14 protein-coding genes and 1 pseudogene are annotated in these 18,008 nt (G+C 74.7%); 4 read left to right on the forward strand and 11 right to left on the reverse strand.

Annotated elements, in window-relative coordinates:
• Positions 1–175 precede the first annotated feature (175 nt).
• A complete protein-coding gene (locus tag MUU72_RS12195; RefSeq protein WP_248013203.1) occupies positions 176–1,834 on the forward strand; it encodes a protein kinase domain-containing protein in 1,659 nt (552 codons plus the stop codon).
• Positions 1,835–1,920: 86 nt separating this feature from the next.
• On the opposite strand, the gene MUU72_RS12200 is transcribed toward MUU72_RS12195, so the two are convergent.
• From MUU72_RS12200 to MUU72_RS12215, 4 genes and pseudogenes are all read right to left on the reverse strand, one after another.
• On the reverse strand, positions 1,921–2,478 hold the full coding sequence (locus MUU72_RS12200) for a bacterial proteasome activator family protein (protein WP_248013204.1): 558 nt from the start codon (positions 2,476–2,478) through the stop codon (positions 1,921–1,923).
• Between the two features lie 245 nt (positions 2,479–2,723).
• Complete coding sequence (locus tag MUU72_RS12205) at positions 2,724–3,515, reverse strand: hypothetical protein (protein ID WP_248013205.1); 792 nt, start codon at positions 3,513–3,515, stop codon at positions 2,724–2,726.
• A 195-nt stretch (positions 3,516–3,710) separates the two neighbouring features.
• Positions 3,711–4,688: an NAD(P)H-quinone oxidoreductase gene (locus MUU72_RS12210; protein ID WP_248013206.1), complete on the reverse strand. Its 978-nt coding sequence runs from the start codon at positions 4,686–4,688 to the stop codon at positions 3,711–3,713.
• 107 nt (positions 4,689–4,795) lie between these two features.
• A pseudogene (locus tag MUU72_RS12215) lies at positions 4,796–5,542 on the reverse strand (potassium channel family protein); the annotation flags it as partial.
• A 268-nt stretch (positions 5,543–5,810) separates the two neighbouring features.
• On the opposite strand from MUU72_RS12215, the gene MUU72_RS12220 reads away from it, so the two are divergent.
• Entirely contained in the window at positions 5,811–6,932 is a 1,122-nt protein-coding gene (locus MUU72_RS12220) for a potassium channel family protein (RefSeq protein ID WP_248013207.1), read from the forward strand.
• Positions 6,933–6,988: 56 nt separating this feature from the next.
• Here MUU72_RS12220 and MUU72_RS12225 read toward each other — a convergent pair whose 3' ends face one another.
• Genes MUU72_RS12225 through pdhA form a run of 5 tightly spaced genes read right to left on the reverse strand, consistent with a single transcriptional unit; the run spans position 6,989 to position 13,151 of the window.
• Positions 6,989–8,566: a molybdopterin molybdotransferase MoeA gene (locus MUU72_RS12225; RefSeq protein ID WP_248013208.1), complete on the reverse strand. Its 1,578-nt coding sequence runs from the start codon at positions 8,564–8,566 to the stop codon at positions 6,989–6,991.
• Positions 8,563–9,480, reverse strand: a complete 918-nt coding sequence (locus MUU72_RS12230) for an NTP transferase domain-containing protein (protein WP_248013209.1) — start codon at positions 9,478–9,480, stop codon at positions 8,563–8,565. Before MUU72_RS12230 ends, MUU72_RS12225 begins: the two co-directional genes overlap by 4 nt.
• 46 nt (positions 9,481–9,526) lie before the next feature.
• The gene (locus MUU72_RS12235; RefSeq protein WP_248013210.1) at positions 9,527–10,930 is read right to left on the reverse strand and encodes a dihydrolipoamide acetyltransferase family protein; all 1,404 of its coding nucleotides are present in this window, start codon (positions 10,928–10,930) and stop codon (positions 9,527–9,529) included.
• Positions 10,930–11,964: an alpha-ketoacid dehydrogenase subunit beta gene (locus MUU72_RS12240; protein ID WP_248013211.1), complete on the reverse strand. Its 1,035-nt coding sequence runs from the start codon at positions 11,962–11,964 to the stop codon at positions 10,930–10,932. The genes MUU72_RS12235 and MUU72_RS12240 overlap by 1 nt, the downstream gene beginning before the upstream one ends.
• The gene (pdhA, locus tag MUU72_RS12245) at positions 11,961–13,151 is read right to left on the reverse strand and encodes a pyruvate dehydrogenase (acetyl-transferring) E1 component subunit alpha (protein WP_248013212.1); all 1,191 of its coding nucleotides are present in this window, start codon (positions 13,149–13,151) and stop codon (positions 11,961–11,963) included. The genes MUU72_RS12240 and pdhA overlap by 4 nt, the downstream gene beginning before the upstream one ends.
• A gap of 225 nt (positions 13,152–13,376) precedes the next feature.
• Here pdhA and MUU72_RS12250 point away from each other — a divergent pair, with 225 nt between their 5' ends.
• Entirely contained in the window at positions 13,377–13,916 is a 540-nt protein-coding gene (locus MUU72_RS12250) for an Lrp/AsnC family transcriptional regulator (RefSeq protein ID WP_248013213.1), read from the forward strand.
• A gap of 108 nt (positions 13,917–14,024) precedes the next feature.
• Here the strand turns inward: MUU72_RS12250 and MUU72_RS12255 are convergent, their stop codons facing one another.
• Both MUU72_RS12255 and MUU72_RS12260 read right to left on the reverse strand, forming a co-directional pair.
• On the reverse strand, positions 14,025–14,615 hold the full coding sequence (locus tag MUU72_RS12255; protein WP_248013214.1) for a TetR/AcrR family transcriptional regulator: 591 nt from the start codon (positions 14,613–14,615) through the stop codon (positions 14,025–14,027).
• Between the two features lie 2 nt (positions 14,616–14,617).
• Positions 14,618–16,138: a 3-hydroxyacyl-CoA dehydrogenase gene (locus MUU72_RS12260; RefSeq protein WP_248013215.1), complete on the reverse strand. Its 1,521-nt coding sequence runs from the start codon at positions 16,136–16,138 to the stop codon at positions 14,618–14,620.
• Between the two features lie 160 nt (positions 16,139–16,298).
• Here MUU72_RS12260 and paaN point away from each other — a divergent pair, with 160 nt between their 5' ends.
• A complete protein-coding gene (gene paaN / locus MUU72_RS12265; protein ID WP_248013216.1) occupies positions 16,299–17,981 on the forward strand; it encodes a phenylacetic acid degradation protein PaaN in 1,683 nt (560 codons plus the stop codon).
• Positions 17,982–18,008 lie beyond the last annotated feature (27 nt).

Below are 18,008 nucleotides of genomic sequence, written 5' to 3' on the forward strand. Positions count from 1 at the left end.
CCACCCTCCGGCCGCGGCCCGGTCCGCTGTGTGATCGTGCCCGGATCTTGCACATCTGGTCACGGAACGGGCACACAGCTTGACGTGCCGGTGGCCTGGGGCAGACTTGGCTCCGGTATTTCAGATCTGATCGCCAGACATGCACGGGCAGTGCGCCCAGGGGGAAGCGGTAACGATGAGCCAGGACGGCGCTCAGGGCCAATACGGGGGCCGTTCGGTCGGCGGTGGACGTTACCAGCTTCGTGATCTTCTCGGCGCCGGCGGTATGGCGTCCGTGCACCTCGCCTACGACAGCGTGCTGGACCGCGAGGTCGCGATCAAGACCCTGCACACCGAGCTCGGCCGCGAGCAGGCGTTCCGCGAGCGGTTCCGCCGCGAGGCGCAGTCAGTGGCGAAGCTCACGCACACCAACATCGTCTCGGTCTTCGACTCCGGCGAGGACGAGCTCGACGGCGGCATGGTGCCGTACATCATCATGGAGTACGTCTCCGGCCAGCCGCTGCGGTCCGCGCTCGACAGCGATATCGCCCAGCACGGCGCGATGCCGACCGAAAAGGCGCTGAAAATCACCGCCGACGTGCTCGCCGCGCTGGAGGCGAGCCACGAGATGGGCCTGGTCCACCGGGACATCAAGCCGGGCAACGTCATGATCACCAAGCGCAATGTCGTGAAGGTGATGGACTTCGGCATCGCCCGCGCCATGCAGTCCGGTGTGACGTCGATGACGCAGACCGGCATGGTCGTCGGCACCCCGCAGTACCTCTCGCCCGAGCAGGCGCTGGGCCGCGGGGTGGACGCCCGCTCCGACCTCTACTCGGTCGGCATCATGCTCTTCGAGCTGCTCACCGGCCAGCTGCCGTTCGACGCCGACTCGCCGCTGGCCATCGCCTACGCCCACGTCCAGGAAGAGCCGCCGGTCCCGTCGGGCATCAACCGCTCGCTGCCGCCGGCCGTCGACGCCCTGGTCGCCCGGGCGCTGAAGAAGAACCCCAACGAACGGTTCCCCACCGCCGAGGCGATGCGGGACGAGTGCCTGCGGATCGCCGGCTCCGGGCAGTCCGGGGCGACCCCGCTGATCATCAGCGAGGGGCCGCGCGCCCGCACCAGCGGCGCCTCGGTCTCCTCCGCGGTCTTCCCCACCGCCTCCGGCAACCCGCACACCCCGGCTCCGCCGAACGTCCAGCAGCCGTACCAGCCGACGCAGGCGGCCTTCGCCCCCCAGACCCCGCCGCCGGTGAACAACGCCTACCCCACCCCCGCGCCGGGCCCGGCCCCGACCCCGGCGCCGTTCCCCAACGCCGGCTTCCCGGCCCCGCCGCCGTTCCCCGGCCCGCCGGCGCCGCCGGTGACCGGCCCGATGCCGCCGGTGGGCCCCCGCAAGAACAACGGCCCGGTGATCATCGCCGCCGCGGTGGTGGGCGTCGTGGTGGTCACCGCGATAGCCATCGGCATCGGCCTGAGCGCCGGCAGCGACAGCGGAGGCGGCGGCCACGACTCGCCGACCTCGGTGTTCTCCTCCAGTCCGTCGCCCACCGCGAGCGTCCGGCCCGAGGACAAGACGGCGACCATCCAGACCTCCGAGTGCACCAGCCCGGCCAAGAGCGCCGTGGACCCGCGCAAGATCCTCTTCCCGAGCTTCAAGTTCAAGAACCTGGAGTCGGTCGAGCAGTGCATCAAGGCGGCCGGCTGGAAGTACAAGGTCGTCAAGGAGGAGAACGACGCGATCTGGGGCAAGAACACCGTCACGAACCAGACCCCGGATGCCATCAGCTGGTGGAACCCGAGCAGCAACGACACCATCCAGCTGACCATCTCGACCGGCCGCAGCAGCTGACGGCGGCGTCCTGACAGCGGAGGGGCCGGCACGCAACGGGCGTGCCGGCCCCTCCGGCCGTTTCGCGGGCGCCGGGCGCCGGGGAATCAGAGGTACGGGCCCGAGCGGGCGCCGCCGTGGCCGGGCTGTTCCTGTCCCTCCGCGGTGATACCGGGCGGCAGGGCGCGGCGCATCTGCTCCAGCTGGGCCCGGGCGGCCATCTGCTGGGCGAAGAGCGCGGTCTGGATGCCGTGGAAGAGGCCCTCCAGCCACCCCACCAGCTGGGCCTGGGCGATCCGCAGCTCCGCCTCGGTCGGCACCGACTCATTGGTGAAGGGCAGCGAGAGCCGCTCCAGCTCCTCGACCAGCTCGGGCGCCAGCCCGTCCTCCAGCTCCTTGACCGAGCTGGCGTGGATCTCCTTGAGACGCACCCGGCTCGCCTCGTCGAGAGGAGCCGCCTTCACCTCTTCCAACAGCTGCTTGATCATGCTGCCGATACGCATGACCTTCGCAGGCTGCTCGACCATGTCCGTGACCGGAACCTCACGGGGCTCCCCGCCCTCTTCCCCGCCACCGGAGGCGGCGCTGCCGAGCGCCATGCCGTCCGGGCCGACGACCAGGACGTGCTGGTTCTCCTGCGACCGTTCGTTCATCGGCATATCCATGCCGCCATTCTCTCGTACGACAGGTCCAGAACGGTGGTGCCCCCGGCGGAAGGTGATCCACCCAGGGTGCCGCCCTGTTTCACGTGAAACGGCGTCGCATGTTTCACGTGGAACCACGGGCTCGGTCCGCGGTGTTTCACGTGAAACACCGCGCGCGGCGGATGTTTCACGTGAAACCGGGGGCCCGCACCGTTTCACGTGAAACCGCGCGTACGTGTTTCACGTGAAACACGTACTCCGGGCCTTCAGCGGCGCCGCAGCCGCAGGCCGAGAAAGGCGAGCCCCAGACCGGTGAGGGCCATCCCCGCGCCCATCGGCAGTACCCGCTCGACATGCGCGCCGGGGGTTTCGAGGGAGTAGGGGCCTGCCGAGGCGCCGGGGCCGGCCTTGGTGGCGGGGGTGCCGGGGTCCTGCTCGGGGACGGGCGACGGCACCTGCCGGTGGGGGCTCGGGAGGGCGGGGGCGGCGAGCTCGCGGGGCTGCGACGGGGCGGGGAGCTCCGGCTCGGCGGTGTCCAGGTCGTCGGCCGCCGTCGTCCGGGGCATGCTGTCGCGCAGCACGGGGCGGGCGGGGCGGCCGGCCGGCAGCTGGACGGGGTCCGCGGCCGGTGCGCGCGGCGGGGCGGCCGGTACCACCGGGTCCCCGTCCGAGGCGTCGTCCCCGACGGCGGTGCCGGCGTCCGGCGCGGACGCCGGCGACCACGGGAAACGCGGTCCGAACGGGTGATGCCGGTGGTGGTGGCGCGGCCCGTCCAGGAACGGCCCGCCGGGGTGGTGCGGGAAGGCCGGCAGGGTGCCGGAGAGCCCGGCGAAGCGGTCCGGGAGGTCCCGGAAGGAGGCGGTGCCGGGGAACTCCGGCAGGCGCACCGGCGCGCCGGGACGGCCCGGGTACAGCTCGCCGAAGCGGTCCGCGCTCATCGGGGGGTCCGCCGCGTAGTCGTCCATCGGCTCGCCGGGCCGCGCGGCCGGCGTGGCCTGCCGGTCCGCGGCCAGCGCGGTGCCGGATGTCAGGGAGGCAGGCAGGGCGGCGGCGACCACCAGCAGACTTGAGGCAATGCGCGTACGGAATCCTGGAGCGACCACGGTGCCCCTCCCGTGCCGAGCCGTCGAGTGACGTGCCCAGCGTCACACGGCGGCATGACCGCGGCATCTCGGGCAGGTCGGCCGGGTGATCCGCCGGCACGGGGAGGGGCGGGGGCGGGCCGGGGCCCCCGAAAGCGCCTGGTCGGCGGCTCAGACGGTCAGGATGACCTTGCCGAAGTGGGTGCTGGAGTCCAGTACCCGGTGGCCCTCGGCGGCCTCCGCCATCGGCAGCGTCCGGTCCACGATCGGGCGGACCTGGCCGTTGCCGATCAGCGGCCAGACGTGCTCGCGGACGGCGGCGACGATGGCCGACTTCTCGCTCACCGGACGGGCCCGCAGACCGGTGCCGGTGATCGCGGCGCGCTTGGAGATCAGCGCGGCGAGGTTCAGCTCGGCCTTCACTCCGCCCTGTAGCCCGATGATCGCCAGCCGGCCGGCGACCGCCAGGGCCTTGACGTTCCGCTGGAGGTACTTGGCGCCGATGATGTCGAGGATGACGTCCGCGCCCTTGCCGTCGGTCGCCTTGCGGATCTCCTGGACGAAGTCCTGCTCGCGGTAGTCGATGAGCAGGTCGGCGCCCAACTCGGCGCAGCGGGCCAGCTTTTCGGGGCCGCCCGCGGTGACCGCGACCCGCGCGCCGACCGCCTTGGCGAGCTGGATGGCCATGGTGCCGATGCCGCTGGCACCGCCGTGGACCAGCAGCGTCTCGCCGGGCCGCAGGTGCGCGATCATGAAGACGTTCGACCAGACAGTGCAGGCCACCTCGGGGAGCGCGGCGGCCGTGACGAGGTCGACGCCGGGCGGCAGCGGCAGCACCTGGCCGGCCGGGACGGCGACCTTCTCGGCGTAGCCGCCGCCCGCCAGCAGCGCGCAGACCTCGTCGCCGACCGCCCAGCCGTGCACGCCGGGTCCGACCGCGGCGATCCGCCCCGAGCACTCCAGGCCCGGGTACGGGGAGGCGCCGGGCGGCGGGTCGTAGAAGCCCTGGCGCTGGAGGAGGTCGGCACGGTTCACGGCGCTGGCCGCGACCTCGATCAGGACCTCGCCCTCGGCGGGCTGCGGATCGGGCACGTCGGCCCACACGAGGGCTTCGGGGCCTCCGGGTTCGGGGATGGTGATCGCTCGCATGGGCGCGAGGCTACTCGCCGTCCGGCCGGGGGGCGAAAGGGCGGGCGCGGGGCGGTGGGCCCGTCCGCGCCCGGGGACCGGGCGGCTCCGGCACGCCCGGCCGCCGGTCACTCGTCCGCGGGGCGCATGGCGGAGACCGCCGTACCGGGCAGTGTCGGCTTGGCGGGCGGCCGGCCGCAGCCGCCCGGTGCTCCGGCCGGGGCGGCCCGGACGATGGTGATCAGGCGGTCCGCGGTTTGCAGCGGGCTCGCCTCCGGGTCGTCGAAGCTCAGCAGCCGGTGGCCGCGCAGCACGGAGACGACCAGGTCCTCGGTGTCCCGGACGGACCTGCCGACCTCGGCCTTCACCACCGGCCGCTCCACCAGGTCCAGGCCGCTGCCCTGCTGGATCAGGTCCTCCATGACGGCGCCCGCGCTGGGGCTGTGCACCGAGAGCCCCAGCAGCCGGCCGGCGGCACTGGCCGAGGTGATCACCGCGTCCGCACCGGACTGCCGCAGCAGCGGCGCGTTCTCCTCCTCCCGGACCGCGGCGACGATCGTGGCGTCCCTGTTGAGCTGACGGGCGGTCAACGAGACCAGTACGGCGGTGTCGTCGCGCTGGGTGGCGATGACGACCTGGTGCGCGCGCTGGATCTCGGCCCGCATCAGGACATCGCTGCGCGTCCCGTCGCCGACCACGCCGGTGAACCCCTCCGCCACCGCCGCTTCGACCACCTTGGAGCTGGGATCGACGATGACGACGCGGTCCCGGGCCAGGCCCGTGGCGCACAGGGTCTGGACGGCGGACCGGCCCTTGGTTCCGTAGCCGACGATGACGGTGTGGTCGCGCAAGGCGGTTCTCCAGCGGTGTGAGCGACTGGTGGGGGACGTGTCCTCGACGCTACCGATTCGGCGGGCGCCGAGCCGGCTTTCGGGCGCACGCCGCAGCCCCCGCCGGGGACGGGCACGGGCGTCGCGGCGCAGGAGCGCCGACGCTCTCCGGAGGGGTCCGGGGGCCCGGACAGGGCGCGGGTCCTGACAGACTTCCGGAGGGAGACCATGGGCGCCCGAAACCCGGAGGATGACCGGTTATGCCTTGTCCAGCGACGATCACCCCGCAGGCCGCGCACGAGGAGCCGGCCGCATGAGGGAGGAGCACCCGCCGTCCCGCGGGAGCACGAGGGTCTCCATCCTGCGGGCGCTCTGGTCGCGTTCGCGTGCGCAGGCGGAGGAGCAGGGGGAGGCCGGACGGGCCGTCGTGCTGCCCGCGCAGGGCGTGAAACCGCCGCTCCAGCAGGTCCTGCGGCGGCTCGTCATGGCCCTGGTGGTGCTGGCGCTGACCACGTTCGTGGTCTGGATCGACCGCACCGGCTACCACGACAACGCCGGCGGAAAGGTCGGGCTGCTCGACGCGGCGTACTACGCGACGGTGACCCTCTCGACCACGGGCTACGGCGACATCACCCCGGTCAGCGACAGTGCGCGGCTGACCAACATCTTCGTCATCACCCCGCTGCGCGTGCTGTTCCTGATCATCCTGGTCGGCACCACGCTGGAGGTGCTCACCGAGCGCACCCGGCACCAGGTGCGGGTGCATCGCTGGCGGTCCCGCATGCGCGACCACGTCGTCGTCATCGGGTACGGCACGAAGGGCCGGCACGCCGTGCAGACCCTCGTCGGCCAGGGCGTCCCGAAGCACAAGATCGTGGTGGTGGACCCCAAGAAGCCGACGGTGGACGCGGCGGGCAACGACGGACTGGCCGGGGTCCTCGGGGACGCCACCCGGTCCGACGCGCTGCGCCGGGCCGAACTGCCCCGGGCCGCGAAGGTGGTCGTCGCCACCCACCGCGACGAGACCGCCGCCCTGGTGACGCTCACCGCACGCCAGCTCAACAAGCACGCGACCATCGTGGTGGCGGTCCGGGAGGACGAGAACCTGCCGCTGCTGAAGCAGAGCGGCGCCGACACCGTCGTCACCAGCTCCAGCTCGGCGGGCCGGCTGCTGGGGGTGGCGATGGCCAGCCCCAGCGCGGGGGCCGTCCTGGAACGGCTGATGACCTTCGGCAGCGGCCTGGACCTGGTCGAACGCCCGGTGGCGGCGTCCGAGGCGGGGCGGTCCCCGCGCGCCTGCGGCGACCTGGTGGTGGCCGTGCTGCGCGGGGGGAGGCTGCTGGACTACACCGAACCGGAGGCCGCGACGCTGCGGCCCGCGGACCGGCTCATCACCGTGCAGCGGGTGTCGGCCGAGGAGCCCGCGGCGGAGTGACGGCCCCGCCGCCCCGAGGCCCGTCCGGCACGCGGGCGGGCCTCGGGGCAGCGGCGTCAGGCCGGGCCGGCGGCGGGGTCGTACCCCGTGTCGGGGGCGGGCCAGCCCGCCGACCAGCCCGCCGGCCAGGGCAGTTCGAGGAGTTCGGCCTCGGCACCGCGCTCCGCGCCGCCCGGCGGGACGACCGCCATCGCGTCCGCGGCGGCGATCCCGCGCAGCATCGCGGGCCCGTGGAAGCGCAGCGGCACCGCGACCAGGCCGTGCCGGTCGTCGTCGCGGTAGGCGACCGGGACCAGCCGGGTGTCGCGCGGATGCCCCTGCACGGCGGCGGCCAGCGGCACCCGGTACGGCTCGGCCGGGCGGCGGGCGGCGAGCGTGCGGAGCAGCGGTTCGGCCAGGGTGAGCAGGCCGGAGACCGCGGCGAGCGGGTTGCCGGGGAGACCGACGAGGTGCCGGCGGGGCGCCAGGCGGGCCAGCAGCATGGGGTGGCCGGGGCGCACCGCCACCCCGTCCACCAGCAGGTCGGCGTCCAGCCCGCGGAGGGTGGGGTGGAGGTGGTCGACCGGTCCGGCCGCGGTCCCGCCGGTGGTGATGACCAGGTCGGCGGTGGAGCCGGCCAGGCTTTCCCGGAGCAGCCCGGCGTCATCGGCGAGGTGCCGGGGCGGTGCCGTCTCGGCGCCCAGGGCGCGCAGCCAGGGCACCAGCATCGGGCCGAGCGCGTCGCGGATCCGGCCGCCCCCGGGCCGTCCGCTGCGCAGCAGTTCGTCGCCGAGGACGAAGACCTCGACGCGCGGGCGGGGGTGGACGGACAGCTCGTCGTAGCCGGCCGCTGCGGCCAGGCCGAGCACCGCGGGGGTCACCACCGCGCCGGCGGGCAGCAGGTGATCGCCGGTGCGGCACTCCTGGCCGCGCGGGCGGATGTCCTGGCCGGGGGAGACCGGCCGCGGCGCGTACAACCGGGCGCGGCCGTCGGGGAGTTCGAGGACCTCGCCGTGCTCGCTGCGCAGCACCGCGGTGGCGCCGGCGGGGATGCGCGCCCCGGTGGCGATGCGGACCGCGTGGCCGTCCGAGAGCGCGGCGTCGGCGGTGCGGCCGGCGAGGATTCCCTGGTCCGGGTCCGTTCCGGTGCCGTCCGCGGCGACGCGGTCGACGCGCCAGGGGCCGGGTCCGGCGACCGCCCAGCCGTCCATCGCGGAGGTGTCGAACGACGGCAGGTCGGTGAGGGCGGTCAGGGGAGCGGCGAGGGTGCGGCCGAGCGCGTCGTCCAGCGGGGCGGTGCCGGGGCCGGGCGGGCCGTGCACGGCGTGCGCGGCCCGTTCCCGGGCGGTCCGCCACGGTGTGGTGCGGTGGGCGGGGCGCGGTGCGCCGGTGCGGGCGGGCGGGGCCGCGTCCGCCGCGGCGTCCCGGTGGCCGGTCCCGGTCTTCTCGTGCGGGTCACCGGGCGCCGAGCCGGCGGGGCGCTGCGGACCGGGGCCGCCGGGCGCGGCGGCGCCGGGGTGCGGATCCGGGCCGGCGCCGCACGCACCGGCCGCGGGGGCGCCGGACGGGCGGCGGGGCGGCGCGGTGTCGTTGGCCAGCGCGAGGGCGTCGGCGAACTCGTCGCCGAACGGGTCGCCGTGCTCCCCGCGGGTCATTCCGCGGACTGCGCTTCCCCACCGGGGGCGCCGCCGCCGGCCGCGCGCGCCGCCGCGGCCTCCTCGGCCGCCGCCTCCGCCGCCCAGCGGTCGGCGAGCGCGGCGGCCCGCCGGGCCAGCTCCGCCACGTCGCCGCCCTGCCGGGCCGCCGCGTAGCCCACCAGGAACGTCGTCAGCGGCGCGGCCGGACGGGCCACACCATGGGCCGCGTCGCGCGCGAGGTCGAGGAGTGCCGCCGTGTCGACATCGAGGTCGATGTCCAGTTCGGCCTTGACTGCGGTGATCCATTCGTCCAACACGTGTCCATGCTCCCTGATCCGGGCGCGCGCCGTGCCGAGGTCCTCCCAGGTGTCGCAGTCGAACGAGGCGGTGGCCGGGGCGTTGCGGACCCGGGCCAGGGCCAGTGCGGACAGCAGGGGGCGCAGCGGCAGGCCGGCGAGGCCGCCGTGGCCGGCCCGCAGCCCGTCCAGGGCGCGGCGCAGCGGCGCGGACCGGTAGGCGGCGACCAGCGGCTGGTCGCGGCCGTCCGCGTCGCACAGCAGCGCACCGTCCCGCGGCCGGGCCCCGCCGGGCCCGGCCGCGGCGTCGAGGAGGCCGCGGACGGTGGCGGGCGTCAGGAACGGCAGGTCGGCGGAGAGCAGCAGCACCGTGGGGGCGGTGGTGTGCCGCAGCCCGGCGTCGAGCGCGGCGAGCGGGCCGCCGCCGGGCGGGTCCTCCCGGGCCTGGACGACGGGGCGGGCGGTGGGGCGCGCGGGCCCGACGACGACGGTGACCGCGGCGCCGGCGCAGGCGGCCAGCACCCGGTCCAGGAGGGTCCGGCCGCCGACCGGCAGGGCGGGTTTGTCCGCCCCGCCGAGCCGCCGCGCCGCGCCGCCGGCCAGCACGATCACGTCGTACTCGGTGTGCTCGCTCACCCCGTGAGTATCTCCGCGCCCGCTCCGGGCACGCCACCACCGGTCGTCACAGGCTGCGCAGCAGCAGCGCGGGGCGCTCCACGCAATCGGCGACATGGCGCAGGAAACCGCCCGCGGTGCCGCCGTCGCACACCCGGTGGTCGAAGGTGAACGACAGCTGGACCACCTGCCGCACCACCAACCCGCCCTCGTGCACCCAGGGTTTGGGGGCTATCCGGCCGACGCCGAGCATCGCCGCCTCCGGGTGGTTGAGGATCGGGGTGGAGCCGTCGACGCCGAAGACGCCGTAGTTGTTGAGCGTGAACGTGCCGTGCGACAGCTCGGCGGGCGTCAGCTTCCCGGCGCGCGCGGCGTCGGTGAGCCGGGCCATCTCGGCGGACAGCTGCTCGGCCGTGCGGTCCTGGGCGTCCCGGACGACCGGTACGACCAGCCCGCGGTCGGTCTGCGCCGCGAAGCCGAGGTGGACGGCGGGCAGCCGGACGATCTCCTGGGCCGCGGTGTCGACGGTGGCGTTCAGCTCCGGATAGCGGGCCAGGGCGGCCGTGCAGATCCGGGCCAGCAGCGCCAGCAGCGACACCTTGGGGGCGCCGGGCACGTTCATCGCCGCGCGGGCGGCGAGGAGTTCGGTGGCGTCGGCGTCCACCCAGCAGGTGGCGTCCGGGATCTCCCGGCGGCTGCGGCTGAACTTCTCGGCCGCGGCGCCGCGCAGGCCCTTCAGCGGAATCCGCTCCTCCGCCGGGGCCGGGGCGGCGGCCGCGGCTTCCGTACGGAGGCCGGGGGCGGCCGGCGCGGCCCGGGATGCCCGTCCGGCCAGCGCGCGGACCGCGGACTCGACGTCCGTGCGGAGGATCAGGCCGTCCCGCCCGGTGCCCCGGACCTCCCGCAGATCCACCCCGTGCTCCCGGGCGAGGCGGCGCACCAGCGGGGAGATGACGGCGACCGTGCGGGTGCCGCCGGGGTCCGCGACGGAGCGGGCGGGGCCGCTCGCGGCGGGCGCGGGCCCGGCCGGGCGGGCGGCCGCGGCGGTCTCCGCGGCGGCGGGCCCCGGGGCGGCGGGCAGGATCCGGCGGCGCCGGGCCGCCGCACCGCTCGTGCCGTAGCCGACCAGGACATTCCCCGACCCCGACTCCGCGGCCGGCGCCTCCTCGGGGGCGGGGGCCGGGGTGCCGGGCTCCGAGCGGGCACCCGGCAGGGCGTCCGGCGCGGCGCCGACCGCGACCGTCACCAGCGGCGCCCCCACCGGGACCTCGGCGCCCTCCTCGCCGAACCGGGCGGTGACCACACCGCCGTACGGGCAGGGCACCTCGACCATCGCCTTGGCGGTCTCCACCTCCACCACCGGCTGGTCGACGGCCACCACGTCGCCGACCTCGACCAGCCAGCGCACGACCACCGCTTCGGTCAGGCCCTCCCCCAGGTCGGGGAGGGTGAACTCACGCACCACGGCCATCACGCACCACGCCCTTCCGTCCAGCGCGACTCCCACTGGAGGCGGGCGACGGTGTCCAGGATCCGGTCCACGCCGGGGAGGTGATGGCGCTCCAGCATGGGCGGCGGATAGGGGATGTCGAACCCGGTGACGCGCAGCACCGGCGCCTCCAGGTGGTGGAAGCAGCGCTCGGTGACCCGCGCGGCGATCTCGCCGCCGGGGCCTCCGAAGCCGTTGGCCTCGTGCACGACCACGGCCCGGCCGGTGCGCCGCACCGACGCGCAGACCGTGTCGTCGTCGAACGGCACGAGCGAGCGCAGGTCGACGACCTCCAGGTCCCACCCCTCGGCGCGGGCGGCCTCGGCGGCCTCCAGGCAGACCGGCAGGGACGGCCCGTAGGTGAGGAGCGTGGCGCTGCTGCCGGGGCGGCGGACCTCGGCGCGGCCTATCGGGGCGACGGGGGCGGGCGCGTCCGGTGACCAGTCGGCCCGGGACCAGTAGAGCCGCTTGGGTTCGAGGAAGACGACCGGGTCGTCGGAGGCGATGGCCGCGCGCAGCAGGCCGTAGGCGTCCTCGACGGTCGCCGGCGTGACGACCTGGAGACCGGGGGTGGCGAGGTAGTACGCCTCGGAGGAGTCGCTGTGGTGCTCGACCCCGCCGATGCCGCCGCCGTAGGGGATGCGGATGGTCAGCGGCATGGGGACCGCGCCGCGGGTGCGGTTGCGCATCCGGGCGACGTGGCTGGCCAGCTGCTCGAACGCGGGGTAGGCGAACGCGTCGAACTGCATCTCCACCACCGGCCGGAGCCCGTACATCGCCATGCCGACGGCGGTGCCGAGGATGCCGGCCTCGGCGAGCGGGGTGTCGCTGCACCGGTCGGCGCCGAACTCGGCGGCCAGGCCGTCGGTGACCCGGAAGACGCCGCCCAGGGTGCCGACGTCCTCCCCCATCACGTGGACGGTGGGGTCCTCGGCCATGGCGTCGCGCAGCGCGCGGGTGAGCGCCTGAGCCATGGTGGCCGGCTTGCGCGCGGTGGGCTGGGCGGTGGTCGTCATGGCCGGGCCTCCTGGGCGGGCGCGGGGGTGGCCGCGGTGGTCCCGTCCGCTTCGGCCTCGGCGTCCAGCTCGGCGCGCAACTGTGCGGCCTGGTCGCGCAGTTGGCCGGTCTGCCGGATGAAGACGTGGTCGAACAGGGCCATCGGGTCCAGCGGGGGGTCGGTGTGCATGCGGTCCCGGAGGGCGGCGGCGAGCTGCTCGGCGCCGTCCCGGGTGGCGGTGGCGAACGCGTCGGTGAGCAGGCCGCGGCCGGTCAGCTCGCGCTCCATGAGGGCTATCGGGTCGTGCGCCCGCCAGGTCTCCACCTCGGCCTCGGTGCGGTAGCGGGTGGCGTCGTCGGCGTTGGTGTGGGCGTCGAGGCGGTAGGTGACGGCCTCGACGAGGGTGGGGCCGCCGCCCTCGCGGGCCCGGCGGACCGCCTCGGTGAGGACCTCGTGCACCGCGGGCGCGTCGTTGCCGTCGACCAGGCGGCCGGGCATGCCGTAGCCGACCGCCTTGTGGGCGAGGGAGGGGGCGGCGGTCTGCTTGTCGAGCGGGACGGAGATCGCGAAGCCGTTGTTCTGCACGAGGAAGACGACCGGTGCCTGCCAGACGGCGGCGAAATTCAGCGCCTCGTGGAAGTCGCCCTCGCTGGTGCCGCCGTCGCCGACCATCGCCAGGGCGACCACGTCGTCGCCCTTGAGGCGGGCGGCGTGCGCCAGGCCCACGGCGTGCGGGAGCTGGGTGGCCAGGGGGGTGCACAGGGGGGCGATGCGGTGTTCGTGCGGGTCGTAGCCGGTGTGCCAGTCGCCCCGCAGGAGGGTCAGGGCCTGGACGGGATCCAGGCCCCGGGCCACGGCGGCGAGGGTGTCGCGGTAGCTGGGGAAGAGCCAGTCCTGCTCCTGGAGGGCCAGGGCGGCGGCGACCTGGCAGGCTTCCTGGCCGGTGGACGAGGGGTAGACCGCGAGCCGGCCCTGCCGGGTCAGCGCGGTGGCCTGGGTGTTGTACCGCCGGCCGCGGACCAGCTCGGTGTAGAGCCGCTTCAGGAGGCCGGGGTCGAGCCGGCGGGCGGCGTCCGTCCCCAGGAGGCGGTACGGCTCGGTGTCGGGCAGCAGGGGCGCGGGGTCGACACGCGGCCGCCAGGCGGGCGGGGGGACGGCCGGGCCGCTGGTGTGCCGGGGGCTGCCGGGCTGCTCAAGGACCGTCATGACGGGCACCTCCTCGTCATCGAAGGGGTGGCGCGATGCGCCTCATGGGGGTGGTGGGCGGGCGACGCGCGGGCAGGATGCAACGGGTCGGGGCGGGTGAGCCCTTCCCTACCGATTGTTCGGTCGCTGATGCATTTTGGCTACAGGCGGGTTCAGCCTGTGGACAAACGGTTCTCCACAGCTTGTGATGAAGGCAGGGAGTCCACGAAGGGGAGGCGGGAGCACATGCCGGAGGAACAGATGGCCCACCCGGGGGGACAGCCGCCGGCCCCGCCCGCCCCACCGCCTCCGGCCGCCCGCCCGCTCGACACCATCGACCGCGCCATCCTGCGCCTGCTGCGCACCGACGGCCGGGCCTCCATACGCTCCGTCGCCGAGCAGGTCCACGTCTCCCGCGCCAACGCGTACGCGCGCATCAACCGGCTGCTCGACGACGGCGTGATCCGCGGCTTCAGCGCCCTGGTGGACCAGGAGCGGGCAGGCCAGGGCGCCTCCGCCTACATCACCCTGAAGATCGTCCAGAACTCCTGGCGCACCGTGCGCAAGCAGCTCACCACGCTGCCCGGGGCCGCCCACATCGCGCTGGTCAGCGGCGATTTCGACGTCCTGCTGCTGGTGCACACCAAGGACAACCGCGAACTGCGGGAGCTGGTCCTGACCCGGATCCAGTCCATACCGGAGGTACTGAGCACCCGCACCCTGCTGGTCTTCGAGGAGACCGACCTGGGACTGGAGGAGGGGTGGGGCGGGGGTGGCGCGGGGTGAGGCGTGCCTGGGGCGGAGGCTCGCCGGGTGGGGCTGCCGGGGTCTTGCGCGGGTGCCGGGGGCGGGTGGACGGGCGGTGGGTGCCCGGCGGGAAACCTCCCCCGCCCCTCAAACCCTCCGCAGCCCCGCGAACGCCGTCCGCACCACGGCCTCCGCGACCTCCTCGCGGCCGGCGGCGTCGCCCCGCCCGGGGCGGTACCACTCCACAATGGAGTTGATCATCCCGAAGAGCAGGCGGGTGGCCAGCCGCACGTCCACGTCCTCCCGGAGGTCGCCGTCGGCGGCGGCCTCCTTCAGGAGTTCGGCGACCCGGTGGTCGAACTCGCGGCGGCGCTCCATGGCCCACCGCTCGGTGTCGGTGTTCCCCCGGACCCGCAACAGCAGCGTGACGTAGGGGAGTTCGTCCATCAGGACCTCGGCCTCGCGCCGGGTGACGTACTCCAGCCGCTCGATCGCCCGGCCCTCCGTGGCGCCGGGCTCCTCCAGGACGCCGAACAGCCCGCCCAGGGCGCGGCTTATCGCGCGCCGGAGGAGTTCTTCCTTGCTGCGCACGTGGTGGTAGATCGACGATTTGGAGATGCCGGCCGCTTTGGAGAGGTGCTCCATGGACGTGCCGTCGTAGCCGCGCTCGATGAACACCTCGACGGAGACCGCGAGCAGCGACTCGGGTGTGTAGGCGTCGCGCTTGGCCATGGTCATGATTAGAGCACCCATTCCTCGAGGTCCGCACGGCGCCGCAGCGCCCAGGACGGTGCGTACCGTCCCCCGGCATTGTGGCGGTGCAGGGAGTCCAGCAGATCGCGGACCCAGGGGGCACCGAGCCGTTCGGCCCATTCCAGGGGGCCGCCGGGGTAGTTCACCCCCAGGCGCATCGCGGTGTCGATGTCCCCGGGGGACGCGACCCCGCGGGCCGCGGCGTCCACGGCGAAGTCGATGATCATCGCGACCGTGCGGGCGGCGATCATGCCGGGGACGTCGTCGACCACGCTGACCTGCTTGCCGAGCGCCTGGAAGAGACCGGTGGCCTCGGCCACGTCCGCCCCGGGGGCCGCGGCCGAGGCGGCGAGGGCGATCCGGGTCGCCGCCCGGTAGTCGAGCGCGAGGTCGAAGCGGACGGCCCGGCCGTCCTCCCGGCGGGTGGCCGGGCCGCCGTCGGTCAGGGCCAGTGCGGCGCCGCCGGGCAGCCGGAGGAAGCCCCCGGCCCCTTCCGGTGCGGTGGCGCGGACGACCTCGATGCCGGCTTCCTCGATCAGCCCGGGCAGCGCCGCGGCGGGCCGGGGCAGCTCCCCGTGCAGGGTGACCGAGGCGGGCGCCGGGCAGGGGGCGGCGGTCGCCGGCCGGGGTGCTGCGGCGCCGTCGGCGTAGTCGTACCAGCCGCGTCCCGTCTTGCGGCCGTGCAGCCCGGCCTCCACCAGGCGGCGCTGCGCCAGGGAGGGCGTGAACTTCGGGTCCTGGAAGAAGGCGTTCCACACCGAGTGGGTGACCGCCTCGTTCACGTCCTGGCCGATGAGGTCGGTGAGCTCGAAGGGGCCCATCCGGAAGCCGCAGCCCTCGCGCAGGACGGCGTCGAGGGTGGCGGGGTCGGCGGCCCGCTCCTCGTGCAGGCGCAGCGCCTCGGCGTAGAAGGGGCGGGCGATGCGGTTGACGAGGAAGCCGGGGGTGTCGGCGCAGCGCACGGGGGTCTTGCCCCAGGCCGCGGCGGTGTCGTAGGCGGTGCTGGCCGCCGCGGGGTCGGTGGCGGCGCCGCTGACGACCTCGACCAGGGGCAGCAGCGGCGCGGGGTTGAAGAAGTGCATGCCCAGGCAGCGGCCGGGGTGGCGGAGTCCGCCGGCGACCGCGGTGACGGACAGCGAGGAGGTGTTGGTGGCCAGCAGGCAGTCCGCCGGGACGATGTCCTCCAGGGCGCGGAAGAGCTCCTGTTTGGCGGGGAGTTCCTCCAGGATCGCCTCGATGACCAGGGCGGCACCGGCGAGGTCGCCGAGGGTGCCGGCGGGGGAGAGGCGGTCGCGGGCCGCGTCCCGTGCGGCCGCCGGGATCCGGCCTTTCTCCACCAGCCGGTCCAGCCGCCGGACGACGGCCACGGCGGCCTGCCCGGCCCGGCCGGGAACGCTGTCGTAGAGCCGTACGCGGTGGCCGGCGACCAGGGCGACCTGCGCGATCCCCTGTCCCATGGTGCCGGTGCCCACCACTGCCACGGTGTCGCCGTTGCCGAGTGCCGTCATGGCAGCTGTTCCTCCCCGAGCGAGTTTTCCACAGGTTCGCCGGGCCCCCTTGCCCCGACCGATCGTTCGGTTACTCTAACTCCGTTGCCGTGTCACTCCCAGTCCTTCACTCCCGGTCCCTCATTCCCTTTCCGCGCAGCCGACGAGGAGTTGGTCATCGATGACCGCCGAAATGACCGCAGCGCAGCTGGTCGAGAAGCACCGCCCGACCCTCGACAAGGCGCTGGAAGCGATCCGCACCCGCGCGTACTGGTCGCCGCACCCCGAGCACCCCAAGGCGTACGGCGAGAGCGCCCCGCAGGACGGGCTGGCCGCCTTCGAGGCGCTGCGCGGCACCCGCTTCGCGCTCGACCAGCCCGGTACGGACGACTGGGTGGGCGAGGAGGTCTCGCCGTACGGGCCGGAGCTGGGCATCACCTATCCGCATCCGGACGTCTCCGTGCTGCTGCCGGCGATGCGGGCCGCGCTGCCGGTGTGGCGGGAGGCCGGTCCTGAGGTGCGGGCGGCGGTGTGCCTGGAGATCCTGGCGCGGATCAGTGCGCGCACCCATGAGTTCGCGCAGGCCGTGATGCACACCAGCGGCCAGGCGTTCATGATGGCGTTCCAGGCGGGCGGGCCGCACGCCCAGGACCGCGGCCTGGAGGCGGTGGCGTACGCCTACGAGGAGCAGACCCGCACCCCGCGGGAGACGGCGTGGACCAAGCCGCAGGGCAAGCGGGACCCGCTGGAGCTGACCAAGGCGTTCACGGCCGTACCGCGCGGTGTGGCCCTGGTGATCGGCTGCAACACCTTCCCGACGTGGAATGGCTACCCGGGCCTGTTCGCCTCCCTGGCGACCGGCAATCCGGTCCTGGTCAAGCCGCATCCGCGGGCGGTGCTGCCGCTGGCGCTGACGGTCCGGGTGGCCCGGGAGGTGCTGGCCGAAGCCGGCTTCCCCGCCGACCTGGTGTGCCTGGCGGTGGACCGGCCGGGCGAGGGGCTGGCCAAGACCCTCGCGGTCCGGCCCGAGATCCGGATCATCGACTACACCGGTTCGACCGCGTTCGGCGACTGGCTGGAGACCCACGCCCGCCAGGCGCAGGTCTACACCGAGAAGGCGGGGGTGAACACCGTCGTCGTCGAGTCCACGGACAACTACAAGGGCATGCTCGCCAACCTCGCGTTCTCGCTGTCCCTCTACAGCGGCCAGATGTGCACCACCCCGCAGAATCTGCTGATCCCGCGCGACGGCATCACCACGGACGCCGGCCCGAAGACGTTCGACGAGGTCGTCAGCGATCTGGCGGGCGCGGTCAGCGGTCTGCTGGGCGATGACGCGCGGGCCAACGCCCTGCTCGGCGCGATCGTCAATCCGCAGGTCGCGGCGCGCATCGCGGACGCGTCCGGGTTCGGCGAGGTGGCACTGGCCTCCCGCGAGGTGAAGAACCCGGAGTTCCCGGACGCCACGGTCCGCACCCCGGTGATCGTCAAGCTCGACGGGGCGAAGCCCGATTCCGAGGCGGCGTACCTCTCGGAGTGCTTCGGCCCGGTGTCGTTCGCGGTGGCGGTGGACTCCGCGGCCGACGCGGTGGCGCTGCTGCGCCGCACGGTCCGGGAGAAGGGCGCCATGACGGTCGGCGCGTACACCACCTCCCCGGAGGTGGAGCGGCTGGTCGAGGACGCCTGTCTGGACGAGTGCGCCCAGCTGTCGCTGAATCTGACCGGCGGGGTGTACGTGAACCAGACCGCGGCGTTCTCCGACTTCCACGGCTCGGGCGGCAATCCGGCGGCCAACGCGGTGCTGTGCGACGGCGCGTTCGTGGCGAACCGGTTCCGGACGGTGGAGGTGCGGCGCGAGGCATGAGACCGGGCCCGGGCGGCGGCCCGGGCC

The sequence above is a fragment of the Streptomyces rhizoryzae genome, assembly GCF_023155275.1.
In the GTDB taxonomy this organism is placed as follows: Bacteria; Actinomycetota; Actinomycetes; order Streptomycetales; family Streptomycetaceae; genus Streptomyces; species Streptomyces rhizoryzae.